The organism is Novosphingobium sp. Sphag1I (genome assembly GCF_056279125.1).
On record NZ_JBWBQS010000012.1, the window covers coordinates 16467 to 32349 of the forward strand.

The 15883-nt window shown below is 61.2% G+C and carries 11 protein-coding genes and 1 tRNA gene; 4 read left to right on the top strand and 8 right to left on the bottom strand.

Features of this window, described 5'->3' with window-relative positions:
* Nucleotides 1-250 precede the first annotated feature (250 nt).
* A complete protein-coding gene (locus ACZ9HU_RS14700) occupies nucleotides 251-1429 on the bottom strand; it encodes an amino acid aminotransferase (protein ID WP_476105976.1) in 1179 nt (392 codons plus the stop codon).
* 63 nt (nucleotides 1430-1492) lie between these two features.
* Nucleotides 1493-2224, bottom strand: coding sequence for a DUF1134 domain-containing protein (locus ACZ9HU_RS14705; RefSeq protein ID WP_476105977.1), 732 nt, complete (start codon nucleotides 2222-2224; stop codon nucleotides 1493-1495).
* Nucleotides 2225-2488: 264 nt separating this feature from the next.
* On the opposite strand from ACZ9HU_RS14705, the gene ACZ9HU_RS14710 reads away from it, so the two are divergent.
* Nucleotides 2489-2580, top strand: a tRNA-Ser gene (locus ACZ9HU_RS14710).
* A gap of 429 nt (nucleotides 2581-3009) precedes the next feature.
* Here the strand turns inward: ACZ9HU_RS14710 and nadB are convergent.
* The 3 genes from nadB to ACZ9HU_RS14725 all read right to left on the bottom strand — a co-directional run bounded on the left by nadB (nucleotide 3010) and on the right by ACZ9HU_RS14725 (nucleotide 7379).
* Nucleotides 3010-4584 (bottom strand): L-aspartate oxidase, encoded by a 1575-nt coding sequence (gene nadB / locus ACZ9HU_RS14715; RefSeq protein ID WP_476105978.1) that lies wholly within the window; start codon nucleotides 4582-4584, stop codon nucleotides 3010-3012.
* A 630-nt stretch (nucleotides 4585-5214) separates the two neighbouring features.
* Nucleotides 5215-6156 (bottom strand): ABC transporter ATP-binding protein, encoded by a 942-nt coding sequence (locus ACZ9HU_RS14720; protein WP_476105979.1) that lies wholly within the window; start codon nucleotides 6154-6156, stop codon nucleotides 5215-5217.
* Nucleotides 6157-6197: 41 nt separating this feature from the next.
* Nucleotides 6198-7379 (bottom strand): glycosyltransferase, encoded by a 1182-nt coding sequence (locus tag ACZ9HU_RS14725; RefSeq protein ID WP_476105980.1) that lies wholly within the window; start codon nucleotides 7377-7379, stop codon nucleotides 6198-6200.
* A gap of 358 nt (nucleotides 7380-7737) precedes the next feature.
* Here ACZ9HU_RS14725 and ACZ9HU_RS14730 point away from each other — a divergent pair, with 358 nt between their 5' ends.
* The 3 genes from ACZ9HU_RS14730 to ACZ9HU_RS14740 all read left to right on the top strand — a co-directional run bounded on the left by ACZ9HU_RS14730 (nucleotide 7738) and on the right by ACZ9HU_RS14740 (nucleotide 10012).
* Nucleotides 7738-7941 carry a zinc-finger domain-containing protein gene (locus ACZ9HU_RS14730; protein ID WP_476105981.1) on the top strand — a complete coding sequence of 68 codons (204 nt, stop codon included), beginning with the start codon at nucleotides 7738-7740 and terminating at the stop codon, nucleotides 7939-7941.
* 97 nt (nucleotides 7942-8038) lie between these two features.
* Nucleotides 8039-9466: a metalloprotease TldD gene (gene tldD / locus ACZ9HU_RS14735; RefSeq protein ID WP_476105982.1), complete on the top strand. Its 1428-nt coding sequence runs from the start codon at nucleotides 8039-8041 to the stop codon at nucleotides 9464-9466.
* Between the two features lie 90 nt (nucleotides 9467-9556).
* Nucleotides 9557-10012: a hypothetical protein gene (locus ACZ9HU_RS14740; protein WP_476105983.1), complete on the top strand. Its 456-nt coding sequence runs from the start codon at nucleotides 9557-9559 to the stop codon at nucleotides 10010-10012.
* A gap of 76 nt (nucleotides 10013-10088) precedes the next feature.
* Here the strand turns inward: ACZ9HU_RS14740 and guaA are convergent, their stop codons facing one another.
* From guaA to ACZ9HU_RS14755, 3 genes are all read right to left on the bottom strand, one after another.
* Entirely contained in the window at nucleotides 10089-11648 is a 1560-nt protein-coding gene (guaA, locus tag ACZ9HU_RS14745) for a glutamine-hydrolyzing GMP synthase (protein WP_476105984.1), read from the bottom strand.
* Between the two features lie 478 nt (nucleotides 11649-12126).
* The gene (locus ACZ9HU_RS14750; protein ID WP_476105985.1) at nucleotides 12127-14238 is read right to left on the bottom strand and encodes a TonB-dependent receptor; all 2112 of its coding nucleotides are present in this window, start codon (nucleotides 14236-14238) and stop codon (nucleotides 12127-12129) included.
* A 180-nt stretch (nucleotides 14239-14418) separates the two neighbouring features.
* On the bottom strand, nucleotides 14419-15855 hold the full coding sequence (locus tag ACZ9HU_RS14755) for a M20/M25/M40 family metallo-hydrolase (protein WP_476105986.1): 1437 nt from the start codon (nucleotides 15853-15855) through the stop codon (nucleotides 14419-14421).
* Between the last annotated feature and the right edge of the window lie 28 nt (nucleotides 15856-15883).

Sequence of the window (15883 nt, forward strand, 5' to 3'; positions counted from 1 at the left end):
AGATGCGAGGGCCTAGACCCTCGCGCTCCCGTTACTGTCTGCGTTGCGTGATGGGTTCGGCCAAGGCTGACCGACGCGACGTCGAATATTGAAAGCCTGCGGCGCCAACCAGCGCAAGTTCACCGCGCCGCAGGCTTTATACAAACGAAAAGAGCGCCCCGTCCGAAACGAGGCGCTCTTTCAATATCGGGATTGCAAAGGGACCGAGTCCCTTTGCCCGCCGGAGGCATCAAAGCCCCCAAATCCCAAATCAAGCCGTAACGTCAGCCACAGCTGCGATGAACTTGTCGATGTTGCCCATCGTCAGGCCCGCCACGTTGATACGGCCAGAACCCGCCATATACACGGCATGCTTTTCGCGCATGGCCAGAACCTGATCGCCGGTCAGCGGGACGATCGAGAACAGGCCGTTCTGCGTGCCGAAGGGCGCGAAATCGACCGAGCCCTGAACGCCCGCCGAACCCAGCTTGGCGCGCACTTCGTTCATGCGGGCGCGCATGACGTCGAGTTCGTTGAGCCACGAAGCGGTCAGGCCAGCATCCGAGAGGATCAGGCGAACCACAGCGCCGCCGTGATCAGGCGGCATCGACCAAGCCGCGCGGGCCAGCGTGGCGCCGTTCGAAAGCACGATGTTCACCGAGTCCGCATTCTGGGCCAGCACATAGAGCGCGCCCACCCGGTCGCGGTAGTAGCCGAAGTTCTTGTCGCAGCTATAGGCGATCAGCGCTTCGGGCACTTCGGCCAGAACGCGGCGGATGCCATAGGCGTCTTCTTCCATGCCCTGACCCAGACCCTGATAGGCAAGGTCAAGGATCGGCAGGATGCCCTTGGCCTTGATCAGACCGGCGATTTCGTCCCATTCGGCCTTGGTGTAGTCAATGCCGGTGGGGTTATGACAGCAGCCATGCAGCATGATGGCATCGGTGGCCTGCGCCCCGGCAATCGCTTCGCGCAGAGCATCCATATCGGCAACGCCAGCCTTGGTGGCGTGATTGAAACCCTTGATTTCGACGCCAACGTCAGCGGCGATCTGTGCATGGTTGGGCCAGCTGGGCGTGCCCATCAGGATGCGGGTGACGCCCGCCTTCTTGGCCAGAGCCACGGCCAGACGCACAGCGCCGGTGCCGCCGGGGGCCTGCATACCGTCGATGCGGCCATCCATGGTCGGGTTGGCGGCGCCAAACACATAGGGCATCAGCGCATGGACAAAGCCCATGTCGCCTTCGGGGCCGAGATAGGCTTTCGAATCCTGCGTATCGAGCAGCAGCTTTTCAGCCGCTTTCACCGATTCGAACACAGGCGTGGCGCCCGTATCGGTGCGATAGACACCCACGCCGAGGTCAATCTTGTCCTCGCGGGGGTCCGCATTGTGGAGCTTGATCAGCGCCAGAAGCGCGTCGGCGGGCTGTTGCTTGAGGTTCGTGAGCATAATGGTCGCGCCCTTACCCCCACGCGCGCGAGGGGGCAAGGGCGTATCGCCACGAAACCGCGCTTAGAGCGGATTCCAGTTCTGCTTTTTCGAAAACTTCATATAGCCGCCGTTGACGCCAAGTCGCAGACCAACGCCCATCCGCACCGGAATCAGCACAACATCCCCCCGGCGCATATAGGAAACGTTGAAACCGCCGACCAAATAGGCCTGCCCTTCACCCGCACCAAAGCGGTGATAGAGATCCTCGGTATTGTAGAGGTTATAGACCAGCATGAAAGTGTTGCCCGCGTTGGCCCCGGCATCAAAACCGATCGACGGCCCAGCCCAATAGGCCGGACGCTGCCCCTCGATCTTGTGATACAACGTGCCCGACCCATAACGAACGCCCAGCGCAAAAGCCCCGCCTGCCTCACGGCCAACAATATAGCCATTGGGTTCGCCCTGCTTTTTCAGGATATCCTGAATGATCTGGGCCAGCCCCTTTGCGCCTTTGCCAAAGACGCCCTCGGCCGCCCCGATCAGATCGTCTTGATGATAGGTCCGACCATCGACCGGCGGCGTGGGCGCAGGGCCGTTGGCGGGCGCATAGGTGGCCCCCGTCGCGGGCGGCGTATAGGGCGCGGCAGGCGCCGGGTTGGCCGGAGCAACGGTGGCCGGAGAATCGGGCCGAACCAGATCGGAATCGATTGGCGGATTACTCTGCGCATGGGCAACCGGGGCAAGGACCATCATGCCCATCGCCACCAAAGCGCCAATTCGGGCGCCGTGGCCTGCAAGACGGTTTGGCTTCATCGCTTCATTCCTCTCATCGCGGTGCGGGCCACATCTATCGGGCGCCAGTCTTTTGAACAATCCATCGCCGCGACCTGTACCAGCCATGGGCGACAGGCCGAGTCGGATATACGGCAAAACGTGCCCGCCCCACCCTTGCTGCAAGCTGAAGTGCCTTGGCCCCAACGGCAATCGGGCATTTCCCCAAGGAATAAAAAGAAATCATTCTACCCCCTTGCCGGGTGGATAATGCCCCGCTATAGGCCGCCTTCGCCGCTGCGATCCGGAGACGTGGGTGAGTGGCTGAAACCAGCGGTTTGCTAAACCGTCGTGCCCTTAAGGGGGCACCCCGGGTTCGAATCCCGGCGTCTCCGCCACGATCTTTGATTTAGGCCAATCTCATCATCGGCCTTTTTCTTCGCTCTTGGCGCAAACCGATTAGCGGTGAAGCCGGGGCGTTGTCGCAAGCCTCGGTGCCCTCATAAATCTTCTACAGCCCGCTACATAGCCGACGCCAAGGACGTCCTTATGAAGCTTGGCGCACAATCTCGGTGTGCGAGTGTGACGCTATGCCGGTGCAGATAGCCAAAGCCCCCCTCATCGATTGCCCTGTTGCGGCACCGGTCAAAGCGCCGAACCGCAGCATGGCGGCATTGGTTTACGCCTAACTTGGCCGCACACGTGCCAATAGAGGCGGGGCCAGTTCAATGGCAGGCACCAAGCGACAGACCCTCGAATATCGACGCGTACAACGCAGAAGACACAATTCGCGGCAAAGGCACAGGAATCACGCCCCTCGCTGTGTTTCAGGGGACCAGAACCGTGTCCTGCGCCGGTTCCACCGTCTTGGGGTAATCCAGCGTGTAATGCAGGCCGCGGCTTTCATGCCGCTTGAGCGCCGAACGCACGATCAGATCCGCGCTCTGCAACAGGTTGCGCAATTCGATAAGGTCGGTCGTTACGCGGAAGTGGCCGTAATAATCATTCACTTCATCAAACAACAGCTTGATGCGATGGGCTGCGCGCTCAAGCCGCTTGGTGCTGCGCACGATGCCCACGTAATTCCACATGAACCGGCGGATTTCGGTCCAGTTCTGCTTGATGATGACTTCTTCGTCCGAATCCGAAACCCGGCTTTCGTCCCACGGGCGGATCGCGGGCGGTGCGTCAAATTCATCCCAGCGCGCCAGAATATCGCCCGCCGACGCATCGCCAAATACCAGACATTCCAGCAATGAATTGGATGCCAGACGATTGGCGCCATGCAGCCCGCTTTCCGCGCATTCGCCCGCCGCATACAGGCCGGGCAGATCGGTGCGACCGTCCAAATCGGTCACTACTCCGCCGCATGTGTAATGCTGGGCAGGGACGACCGGGATCGGTTCCCTGGTCATATCGATGCCCAGCGTCATCAGCTTGTCATGGATATTGGGGAAATGCTCACGCACAAAGGTGGCGGGCTTGTGACTGATATCCAGATGGACGAAATCGAGACCATATTTCTTGATCTCGCTGTCGATGGCGCGGGCCACGACATCGCGCGGGGCCAGTTCGAGCCTCTCGTCATATTCGGGCATGAAACGCTTGCCGGTGCGCGGGTTGATCAGATGGCCGCCTTCGCCGCGCACCGCCTCGGTGATCAGGAAGTTCTTGACCTCCAGATTATAAAGGCAGGTGGGGTGGAACTGCATCATTTCCATATTGGAAACGCGCGCGCCCGCACGCCACGCCATGGCAATACCATCACCCGTCGCCCCGCGCGGCGCGGTCGAGAATTGATAGACACGCCCCGCCCCGCCCGTGGCCAGAATAGTGGCGCGGCCGATATGGGCCTCAACCTTGCCGGTTTTTTCGTCCAGCGCGTAAACGCCCCAAACGCGGCCCGACCCGGAATAGCGCATCTCGTGCCGCCCGGTGATCAGGTCGATGCAGCTTTGCCCCGGCAAAAGCGTAATATTGGGATGGTCCTGTGCGGCGCGGATCAACGCTTCCTGAACCGCCCAGCCGGTGGCGTCGGCCACATGGGCGATGCGTCGGTGCGAATGCCCCCCTTCGCGGTGGAGGTGGAGATGGTCACCTTCTGTATTGAAAGGCACGCCCAGCCCGGCCAGACGCTCAATCGCCAAAGGCGCGCGTTCGACCACATATTCAACGGTTTCCTGTCGGTTCAGCCCCGCCCCGGCGACCATCGTATCGCGGATGTGATCTTCAAACGTATCGCCCGCATCCAGCACCGCGGCGATGCCGCCCTGTGCCCATGCCGTCGAACCGCCGGTCAACGTCCCCTTGGCCAGCACCAGTACCTTGAGGCGCTCTGCAAGGGAAAGCGCCGCCGTCAAACCAGCAGCACCCGAACCGATCACGATCACATCTGCATTCATAAACCATTCCAAACTGGGCCGGTGCAGCATTCACACTGTGATTGCGACCGGATCCGCTGTTGCGGCATGCGGGCAACCGGCAAGCGATTCGCGGCCCCGCTTTGCGCCCAATGAACCCGTTTGAAAAGCCAACAACGCATCGGACGCGCCATTTTCGCACTTTGCGTCGCCTAAGAATATAAGAGTTTAGTAAACAAAGAAATTTTCCATGATCGCAGCAATATAATACTTTGCGCCGAACTAGTTTAGGTATATCTACGTTGCTGGATCGAAGGAATACAAGTTCACACCGCAAAGCCATGAGGCACTTCCAACAGGATGTGCCTGTCAATGGCCTGCGTCTTATTCAGGGCCGCCGCAATGAAACTAGAACTGCCTTTGTGCCTATTCAATCGCCATGCCCCACGCCGGAATCGCGTAAAATGGGATGGGTTGAATTTCATCGGAACCTGTCGGTTTTGCAACAAGCCCGTACGTCGGATGGACCGGGGGCGTTGGGTCAAGGAATGGATGGAGCAGCCATCGTCCAATAATTCGACCGAAGCGGATCATACATAGAAGCACATAGAAGCCGGCAATTTCGACGCGACTGCGCGCCCTGACCCGTTACCGGCCCGCGTTACGGCGTCATCAGGCCGAGGTTGTCAGTCTGACAAAGACATCTTCAAGATCAGCCTCACGCGTGGTCACGTCGACGATCACCATGCCCTGCCCCTGAACGACGCCAAGGATCTCGCCGGCATTGGTCTTGTCCTTGTTATAGGTGATCTCGATCTTGTCCGGGGCCGCCGCGACGCATTTCAGGAAGGCCGGATGGCTGGGCAACACCACCACCGGGCGGTCGAGCGTCAGCACCACGATCTTTTCACGGGCCATATCGACCATTTCGCGCGTGGGCTTGTTGGCGATCAATTCGCCGTGGTTGATGATGGCGATGCGGTCGCACAATTCCTCGGCTTCTTCGAGGTAATGGGTGGTCAGCACCACCGTCACGCCCTCGTCATTGAGCCGCTTGACCAGTTCCCAAAGCTGGCGCCGCAATTCGACGTCCACGCCCGCGGTCGGTTCGTCCAGAACCAGCACGGGGGGCTGATGCACCATCGCCTTGGCCACCAGCAACCGGCGCTTCATCCCGCCCGACAGCGTGCGCGCATAGGCCTTGGCCTTGTCGGACAGATGTACATCGGCCAGTAGTTGCTCTGACAGGCGTTCCGCCTTGGGGATGCCGTAAAGGCCCGCCGTGTTTTCCAGCACCTCGATCGGGGTGAAGAACGGATCGAACACGATTTCCTGCGGCACAATGCCGATGGCGCGCGAGGCATTGCGCCGGTCGCGGTCGATGTCAAAGCCCCAGATCGACACATCGCCGCTGGTCTTGCGCACCATGCCCGCCATGATGTTGATCATGGTCGATTTGCCCGCGCCATTCGGGCCCAGCAGGCCGAAGATCTGTCCCTGCGGCACGTCAAGCGACACACCCTTGAGCGCCAGCTTGCCCTCTCCTCCACCTGCGGGCGCATAGCGCTTGACCAGATTGCGGATCGAGATGGCGGGGGCGTCAGATTGGCTCATGCCCGCTGCTTAACCCCCTGACGCCATACGCGCAACCACGCTTATACGGCGGACCGCACCAGTTCGGGCAGGCGATGTTCGGCCCAGCGATAGACCGCCGAACGACGTTCGATCGCGCGCATCATGGCGGCGGGATAGACCTCGTTCACCAATTGCGCGAAGGTCTTGTTCCAGCTGAAGCGCTGTTCGACATGTTTGCGCGCCGCATCGCCCATCGCGCGATAATTGCCGCGCCACAGCGCCTGCACATGCTCGGCCATGGCCTTGGCATCATCGACCGGGCCAAGGCGACCAAGACCAGCGGGCACGCGCGCGGGCATGGCCCCGCTGGCCACACCGACCACGGGCAGGCCGCTCGACTGCGCCTCGATCACCGAAATGCCGAAAGTTTCATCGGCCATGGCCGACACATAAATATCCGCCGAAGCCAGCGCGACCGCCAGTGCATCGCGATCATCGACAAATCCGGGCAAAGCCACCGGCAGGCCGCGCGTTTCACGGATCAGACGGTCCCGCAATTTGCCATCGCCCAGCATCACCATCGCCGCGCCCATTTCAGGCGGCAATTGACGAAACATCTCGACCAGCTTGTGCGCGCGCTTTTCATTGTCGATGCGCCCGGCATACATCAACAGCGGCCCCTTGCCCGCCAGCCCCAGCTTTTCACGGAAAGCCGGATCGCGGCGCGAAGGATTGAACTGATCCGTATCCACGCCCAGCGAAATGACATCGACATGGCCAATGCCCCATTCCGCCAATTGATCACGCACCGGCTCATTCAACGCATAGACGCGGTCAAAAGCATTATACGTCTTTTGCGCATAGGCCACGCCCACCGAACGCAACCCATCGGCCATGCGACGGCCAAACAGGCGTTCGCCCACGCGGTGAATATGCACATTGGGGAAATCGGTGTGATAACCGGCAACCAGCGCGGTTTCGGGATGCGCCCGGCGATAATTGATCGCGGTCCATGGCAAGACCCAGGGGCAGAGCGATTCGATCACATCGGGGCGGAAATGTTCCAGAACCTCACGCACGGCGCCCGTGCGCAGGATAAAGCGGTAATTCGGGCTTCCGCGAACCTGTTCGGCACCCACTTCGACCCAGATATGCCGCCCGCGTTCCACAACGCGATCTTCGGGGCCGGGCACGATCTGGATCAGCCGATGATCGGTCTGTTCCAGAATATAGCGGCGCTTTTCCCGAAGATAGGTGCTCACTCCGCCACCACCGACGGGGGCATAGGACTGGGTAAGGTCGCAGATTAACTTTTCTCGTTGGGCGTGACGCATGCTTCTTCGACCTCACCTATGAGGTTACCCGACCGTGCCCATCAGACACAGAGTAAGGCAACCCATCAGCGGCGAGGTATGGCCCCAACATCGGCCTCGCACGCTTTAACGCAGAATTCGGCCCCCGTGCATCATCCCTTACGCGAATGACACGATTTGGCAAAGGAGATAAATTAGCCAAAAGCCTGTAACAATTTGTCGCACCGCATTGCACCATCGACGACGCACAATCGACAACGCGCGGGGTCTGGAATTCCTGTCAAACTCCTGCTAGTGGCCTTTTCCCATGAGCGACCAGCCCGAAACCGTCACCGTTCACACCAACCGCGTTCACTGCGATGGCGCCGACGCTATCCGCACCGATGGCACGTTTAAGCCGTCGGCGCTGGGTCACCCGCGCGTCTATCTCGAAATTGACGAACGTGGGTTTGTGGATTGCCCCTATTGCGACAAGCGCTTTGTCCTGGATCAGGCGCACGCCCACCATTGAACAATCATGTCGACGGCGCAACGGACGCGCCGCGTGACATAACCCCGCCGCGCCAATAGTCCATTGCGCGGCGGCGGCATCGGCCTATATCAACGGCATGACCTTTTCTGCCGACCCCCGCTCGCTGCTTTACCGTTCCGGCCAGCTTGAACCCGATGAAGCCCGCGCTTTGGTGGGCCGCACTCTGGCCCAATGCGACGATGGCGAGCTTTATCTGCAATTCATCGCGTCCGAAGCCTTTGGCTTTGATGATGGCCGGTTGAAAACCTGCGACTACAGCCGAGAGGCAGGCTTTGGCCTGCGCGGCGTGTCGGGCGAGATGACCGGCTTTGCCCATGCCAATGAAATTTCCGCCGCAGCGATTGCGCGGGCGGGCGAAACGCTGACGCTTTTGGACCCGACGACGGGCGCCAAGGCCGCGCCGCCGGTGCGCACCAATCGCCATCTTTATACCGATGCTTCGCCGCTCGACGGCGTGGAATTTGCCGCCAAGGTCGCGCTGCTTGAACAGATCGATGCCGCCGCCCGCGCGCGCGACCCACGCGTGGCGCAGGTTTCCGCCTCGATTTCGGGTTCGTGGTCGGTGGTGGAAATTTTGCGCGCCGATGCCGATGCCGTGACGGACATTCGCCCGCTGGTGCGTCTGAATGTTTCCATCGTCGCCGAACAGAACGGGCGCCGCGAAACGGGCAGCTTCGGGATCGGCGGGCGCTATCTCTATGATGACCTGATGAAGCCGGAAACGTGGAACCGGGCCATCGATGCGGCGCTGGCGCAGGCTTTGATCAATCTGGAATCGGTGGCGGCACCGGCGGGCGAGATGACCGTGCTGCTCGCGCCGGGCTGGCCGGGGGTGCTGCTGCATGAAGCGGTGGGCCATGGCCTTGAGGGCGATTTCAACCGTAAGGGCACCAGCGCTTTCTCGGGCCGTCTGGGCGAACGGGTGGCCGCGCCGGGTGTGACCGTGGTGGACGATGGCAGCATCGCGGGCCGACGCGGTTCGCTCAGCGTCGATGACGAGGGTACGCCGACTCAGGAAAATGTGCTGATCGAGGATGGCATTCTCAAGGGCTATCTTCAGGACCGGTTGAACGCGCGCCTGATGGGCGTGGCCCCCACCGGCAATGGTCGGCGCGAAAATTATGCCCATGCGCCCATGCCGCGTATGACCAACACTTTCATGCGGGCCGGGAATGATGACCCGGCCGAACTGCTCTCCCGCGTTAAAAACGGCATTTTTGCCAAGAGCTTTGGCGGCGGGCAGGTGGACATCACCAGCGGCAAATTCGTCTTTTCCTGCACCGAAGCCTACATGATCGAGGACGGCAAATTGGGCGCACCGATCAAGGGGGCGACGCTGATCGGCGATGGGCCAAGCGTGCTGACCCGCGTGACCGGGATCGGCAATGACCTCGCGCTGGACGAAGGCGTCGGCATTTGCGGCAAGGGCGGCCAGTCCGTGCCCGCAGGCGTGGGCCAGCCCACTTTGCTGGTCGAAGGCCTGACCGTCGGCGGAACGGGCTGAGCGCCCCTTTCACGCGACTCATGGACGGTTCAGCCGAATGGGCGTATTAACCGAATCCGAAGGGGGCCTTCAGGCCCAAGGAGAAGGCAAATGTCTGTTCGTTCCATGCTTCGCAGCGCCGCACTGGCTGGCGGCGCATTGGCGTTTTTGTCCGCACCCGCCATTGACGCGCGCGAAAGGTTGACCCCGGATCAGGAATTGGCGAAAATCGTCAAGGATCGCGTGCCAGGAAAACCCGTCAATTGCATCAACCTGACCCAGATCCGTTCGACGACCATCATCGATCGCACCGCCATCGTCTATGACATGGGCGGCACGATCTATGTGAACCGCCCGCCCTATCCGCAATCGCTGGATGATGATGACATTCTGATCACCAAGACCTGGGGATCGCAATTGTGCAACGTTGATATCGTCCAACTGGCCACGCGCAATGGCGGCGCGGGCATGTGGTGGCGCGGATCGGTGGGGCTGGGCGAATTCGTGCCCTATACCAAGCCCAAGCCTGCTCCGGCGGCGGCTCCGGCCACGCCGCCTGCGGGGTAAAAGCGCAAGTCCTGAAAACAAAAAGGCCAGCGAGGGATGCCCCGCTGGCCTTTTTACTGGTCGGCTGTGCGGCCGATTATTCCCACTCAATCGTGCCGGGCGGCTTCGAGGTGTAGTCATAGACCACACGGTTGATGCCCTTGACCTCGTTGATGATCCGGGTGGCCACGCGCGACAGGAAGGCCGCGTCGAAGGGATAGATGTCGGCGGTCATGCCATCGGTGCTGGTCACAGCGCGCAGGGCGCAGACGTGGTCATAGGTGCGACCATCGCCCATCACGCCCACGGTTTTCACCGGCAGTAGCACGGCGAAAGCCTGCCAGATGGCGTCATAGAGGCCCGCGTTGCGGATTTCTTCGAGATAGACCGCATCAGCCTTGCGCAGGATGTCCGCGCGTTCGCGGCTGACTTCGCCCGGGATGCGGATGGCAAGGCCGGGTCCGGGGAACGGATGGCGTCCCACGAAAATGTCGGGCAGGCCCAGTTCGCGGCCCAGATCGCGCACTTCATCCTTGAAGAGTTCGCGCAAAGGCTCGACCAGCTTCATGTTCATGCGTTCGGGCAGACCGCCGACATTGTGGTGGCTCTTGATCGTCACGCTCGGCCCGCCGGTAAAGCTGACCGATTCGATGACGTCGGGGTAAAGCGTCCCCTGAGCAAGGAAGTCGGCGCCGCCGATCTTCTTGGCCTCGTCTTCGAACACGTCGATGAAGGTTTTGCCGATAAACTTGCGCTTGGCTTCGGGGTCGGTGACGCCCTCAAGGCCCTTCATGAACAGGGTCGAGGCATCGACATGGACCAGCGGAATGTTGAAATGGCCGCGGAACAGGCTGACCACCTGTTCGCTTTCACCCATGCGCATCAGGCCATGGTCAACGTAAACGCAGGTGAGCTGCTCGCCGATCGCTTCGTGGATCAGCACAGCGGCCACCGCCGAATCGACGCCGCCCGAAAGACCGCAGATCACGCGGCCCGAACCGACCTGCTCGCGGATTTCAGCGATTTTAGTCTTGCGGAATTCCGCCATCGTCCAATCGCCCTTCAGGCCGCAGACGTGACGTACGAAATTCTTCAGCAGCTTGCCGCCATCGGGCGTGTGGACCACTTCGGGGTGGAACTGCATCGCATAAATGCGCTTTTCATCATTGGCGATCACGGCATAGGGCGCGCCGGGGCTGGACGCCACAGGGCGGAAACCGGGGGCCAGCGCGGTGACCTTGTCACCATGGCTCATCCACACCTGATGCTTTTCACCAATCGACCACAGGCCGTTGAACAGCGCGCAAGTGTCGTTAATATCGATAAAGGCGCGGCCGAACTCGCCGCCGTCGCCACCCGTCACTTCCCCGCCCAGCTGATGCATCAGGCTTTGCTGGCCATAGCAGATGCCAAGGATGGGCAGGCCGCTTTCCAGAATAACCTCTGGGATGCGCGGGCCATTGGCGTCAAGCACGCTGGCGGGCGAACCCGACAGGATGATGCCTTTGGGCTGCATCCGCGCAAAGGCGGCTTCGGCCATGCTGAAGGGAGCGATTTCGGAATAGACGCCCGCTTCGCGCACGCGGCGTGCGATCAGCTGGGTCACCTGGCTGCCGAAATCGACGATGAGGATGGAGTCGGATGGCTGGACAGTCATGGCAGGCCCGTAAGGTTTACGCGCGCAATTGTCCAGATAGCGCAGGCCCATTGGCGCCAGAAAAGCGCGCCGAAAGGGGGGTGAGAGGGGATTGGGCGCCATGCACGATTCGGTTGCGCAAAACGCAACATCGGTCGAGGTCTTCGCACGTGCAAAATAAAACTTTGGTCGTATATGCCCGTCTCACAGACGGCAGTCACTACGCCAAATAGCGTAGAGCACAGGTCGGCATAACAACAACCCAGGAGTAACCCCATGTCGCGCAATATCGTGGCTTTTGCCGCCGCGCTCAGCGTCAGCGGCCTGTTTTTCGCTGCTGTGCTGGCCTAATCGCGGTCACACAAACTATAGCTTCCATGGTCCTCTCAACCCCATGAAGCACCAAAGGGCTGCCCCACTTCGGTGAGGCAGCCCTTCGCATTTGCAGCATAGAAGATTGCACCGCTGCAAAATGCATGCGGCGCAACCATGACCTCGATCAGACCGTCAAACGCACGGACAGGCGAATATCGCGTCCGGCCAAGGGCGCGTAATCCTTGAGGAAACTGGCCGCGCGGCGCGCATCGACATTGAACAGATTGCGCGCGCCAAGGGTAAAGGACACCCGGCCATCCTTGCCGCCCGGCTTGAACCCGAATTCGGCATTGACCAGCGTATAGGCCGCCGTCGGCGTTTCCTGCGCCGCGATGCGGTTTTGCGCGGTCACATGTTCGACCTCGCCGCGCAGATCCCACCGCGGATCGCTCAGCGTCAGGCCGCCCAGCACGCGCAGAGGCGGGATTCGCGGGGCCGGACCGACGCCCGAAATCGTCGCCTTGACCGCATCGGCCATCGCGTCGGCCTGCAAACGCCACGCACCGATTTCGGCCAGAGTCGCCGCGCCCTGAATCTCAAAACCGTAATAGCGCGCGGGCGCCTGACGCATCTGATAGACGGGCAGGCCGTCTTCGGTCACGCCGGTCGGATCTTCGTAAATGAAATTGCCGAACCAGCTGTGATAGACCGAAGCCTCGATCGAATAACCCTTGCCGCCGCCGCGCACGATGGCCTCGACACTGGTGGAGCGTTCGGTTTTCAGGTTCACATCGCCGATTTCAAACGCCTGCGTCCCGGCATGAGGCCCGTTGGCAAACATTTCCTCGGCCGCGGGAGCACGTTCGGTGCGCGATGCCGAAAGGCCCAGCGTCCATGCCGGATTGACCCGATAGGTCGCCCCGCCAGAGAAGGAGAATGTGTCGAAATTACGCTGACCGCCCCAGAACTGGGTCTGATCGGGCAAGGGCGATGCGCTCAGGCTGGAATGTTCATAACGGCCACCCGCCTCAAACTTGACCGCGCCCGCATCAAAGCTTTGCAGCGTGAAAAGGCCCAGTTGCTGGGTGCTGTTGCGCGGCAGAAAAGCTTCATCGCCGATCACGTTGAAATCGCGATTGACGAATTGCACGCCGCTGGCGCCCTGCCATCCGCCCATCTTGGTCTGGGTGACTTCAAGGCGGCCCTCGATGCCATGGTTGAAGAAGCGGGTGCCCACCGCGCCCGTCGGGTCCAGCTCGGCATGCTGATAGGCCGCATAGCCGACACGGGCCGAGATCTTTTCAATCGCGCCGCCAACCGGGCGGATTTCGGCGCGCATGTCAAAACGGTCCTGTTGCAGCTTGATGCGCGGGGCTTCCTGCTCCTGATCGGGCAGAGTGGCGTAGCGGATTGGCACGCCATAGAGGCTGTCCGTGTGGCTATAGGCAAAGCCGATGCTGCCCTGTGCGCCGATATAGGCGATACCTGCGCCCGCTTCCCAGCTTTTGGCGGCGGTATTGGGCAGGCGCCCCTTTACATTGGCATTGGCGGCATAATCGATATCCGGATCGCCCGCGCCCGATGCCGCCGTGGCCAAAGCCTGTTGACGCAAGGCGGGCGTCAGCGCATAGCCGCCGATCTTCATATCATCGGACACCGCCCGACTGCCATCGGCATGGGCCACCCAGCCCCCGCCCAGCGGCACATCCACCGTTCCGGCAAAGGACTTTTCATTCGCCGCCGAACCATATGTGGCCAAAGTGCTGATATGGATCGGCTCCTTGGGCACTTCATTGGGGATGCGGCGGTCGATCACATTGACTACGCCGCCCACCGCCGCCGAACCGTAAAGCAAAGCCTGCGGCCCGCGCAGCACCTCGATCCGGTCGGCCAGCAGGGGATTGACGGCGGGCGCGTGGTCAGCGCTGGTGTTCGACACGTCGATGGACCCGATGCCATTGACCAGAACGCGCACGCGCTCGCCCTGCATCCCGCGCAACACGGGGCGCGAGGCCGTGGGGCCAAAGGACGTGGCCGTCACGCCCGGCGTATGGGCCAGCGTTTCACCGATGGAGGAGCGCAGCGCCTGATCGAGATGCGCGCCCTTGAGCACGGCGACGCCCGAAAGGATGTCCTGCTGGTTGCGGGGCAAGACGCCCGAAACGACGATTTCAGCCGGGGGGCCGGCATGCAGGCCACCATCGGGCGCGGCATCATCAGCGGCAAAGGCGGGGGAGGCCAAAGCGACAGCCAAGGCCGCAGTTGCGCAGGCAGGGGGGATGCGCGTGATTTTCATGGGAAATGCCAGACCCTTATTCTTGTTGCGACGCAGCACCGCTACGCCCTCATACGGATCCTCCTAGCACCCCCATTTTAATGATACAATATCACATATCGTAAAATCCGCCCATTTGCCGCCAAACTACGACAAATTGCGGATCGGGGGCGAAATCAACCTCGCCCCCGCCCGCCGCACTCACTTGTTGGCGTATTCCTTCACCAGTTCGTTCAGGAATTCGCGCCCCGTATAGACAGCCTTGACGATGGCGCGTTCGTTCAAACCATGCGCCCCATTGCCATCGGGATCGCCATAAAGGCCCGGAGGACCATAGGAAGGAATGCCCACCGCCTCCAGATAGATGCCATCGGTCGCGCCGGTCGACATCACCGGTACCAGCGGCGTTCCGGGGTAATATTTCGCCACCAACCGTTCCGCAGGGCCGACGATAAAGGGCGTAAGCGGCGGCGATTTGGCCAGAGGGCCACGATCATCGACCTGCTTCACGGTCATTTTCGGATCGGCAATCACCTTTTCCAGCGTGGCACGCACGTCCTCTGCCGCCACACCGGGGAAGATGCGGCAATTGACATTGGCCCCGGCCCGCTGGGGCAGAGCATTGTTGGCATGGCCGCCATCAAGCAGCGTCGCCACGCAGGTCGTGCGCAACATCGAGTGATAGGAGCGGTCAGTATTAAGGATCGCCTCGGCGGCCTTGCTTTCCGGGCTGCCGATGGGCGCGGTGGCGATGGTGACCATGGCCTTGCCCATATCGCCGCCGCGCGCGGGGCCGGCCTTGGCAAAGAAAGCGCGTGTAGTGTCATTCAACATCAGCGGGAAATCAAAGGCGCGCAATTTTACCAGCGCATCCGACAATTCATAAATCGCATTGTCGGGAATGGGGATCGAGGAATGGCCGCCCGGATTGGTCGCTTCGATCCGGTAATTCACCACCGTCTTTTCGCCGACATGCAGGTTCTGGACGATGACCTTGCCTTTTCCGTCCGTGCGCCCGCCGCCGCCTTCATTCAGCGCAAATTCCGCATCGATCAGGTCGCGCTTGTTATTGGCCAGATATTGCGCGCCGTTAAACGCCCAGCTCGTTTCCTCGCCGCAGGTCAACGCCAGTTTGAGCGTGCGCTTGTTCTTGACGCCTTCCTTTTTCATCCGCGCCATCATGTCGATCCAGATGGCGTCCATCGCCTTCATGTCGGATGTGCCGCGACCATAGAAATAGCCGCCTTCCTCGATGAATTCATAAGGGTTGCGGGTCCAATCCTCACGCTTGGCCACCACCACGTCGAGATGGCCCAGCAGCAGGATCGGCTTCAATGTCTTGGAGGTGCCGGGCAGGATCACGACAAGGCCGCCCTCCTTGGGATGTTCGGGCACGGCAAAACGGGTGATGTCGGCGTCGCCATAACCGGCGGCGCGCAGATGCTTTTCCACCTTGTCGGCCAGCAGCGTGCAGGAGCCCGTCGTGATCGAGGAATCGGTTTCGACCAGTTCCTTGTACAGCGAACGGAAGGCCACCTGATCGGGGCGCAAGGGCGCCTCCTGTGCGGCCGCGACCCCGCCCGCCATCACTCCCGCCAGAGCTGCCGCTCCGGCCAGCAACTGCCTGCCATGCTTCATTATTGCCTCCTGTTTCGCCTATTCGCGA

Bases quoted from the DNA above. Each gene is read 5' to 3' on its own strand.
- ACZ9HU_RS14740 (WP_476105983.1), top strand. From the start codon at position 9,557: ATGTCTGTTCGTTCCATGCTTCGCAGCGCCGCACTGGCTGGCGGCGCA.
- ACZ9HU_RS14705 (WP_476105977.1), bottom strand. From the start codon at position 2,224: ATGAAGCCAAACCGTCTTGCAGGCCACGGCGCCCGAATTGGCGCTTTG.
- ACZ9HU_RS14730 (WP_476105981.1), top strand. From the start codon at position 7,738: ATGAGCGACCAGCCCGAAACCGTCACCGTTCACACCAACCGCGTTCAC.
- ACZ9HU_RS14750 (WP_476105985.1), bottom strand. From the start codon at position 14,238: ATGAAAATCACGCGCATCCCCCCTGCCTGCGCAACTGCGGCCTTGGCT.
- nadB (WP_476105978.1), bottom strand. From the start codon at position 4,584: ATGAATGCAGATGTGATCGTGATCGGTTCGGGTGCTGCTGGTTTGACG.
- tldD (WP_476105982.1), top strand. From the start codon at position 8,039: ATGACCTTTTCTGCCGACCCCCGCTCGCTGCTTTACCGTTCCGGCCAG.
- ACZ9HU_RS14700 (WP_476105976.1), bottom strand. From the start codon at position 1,429: ATGCTCACGAACCTCAAGCAACAGCCCGCCGACGCGCTTCTGGCGCTG.
- ACZ9HU_RS14720 (WP_476105979.1), bottom strand. From the start codon at position 6,156: ATGAGCCAATCTGACGCCCCCGCCATCTCGATCCGCAATCTGGTCAAG.
- ACZ9HU_RS14755 (WP_476105986.1), bottom strand. From the start codon at position 15,855: ATGAAGCATGGCAGGCAGTTGCTGGCCGGAGCGGCAGCTCTGGCGGGA.
- guaA (WP_476105984.1), bottom strand. From the start codon at position 11,648: ATGACTGTCCAGCCATCCGACTCCATCCTCATCGTCGATTTCGGCAGC.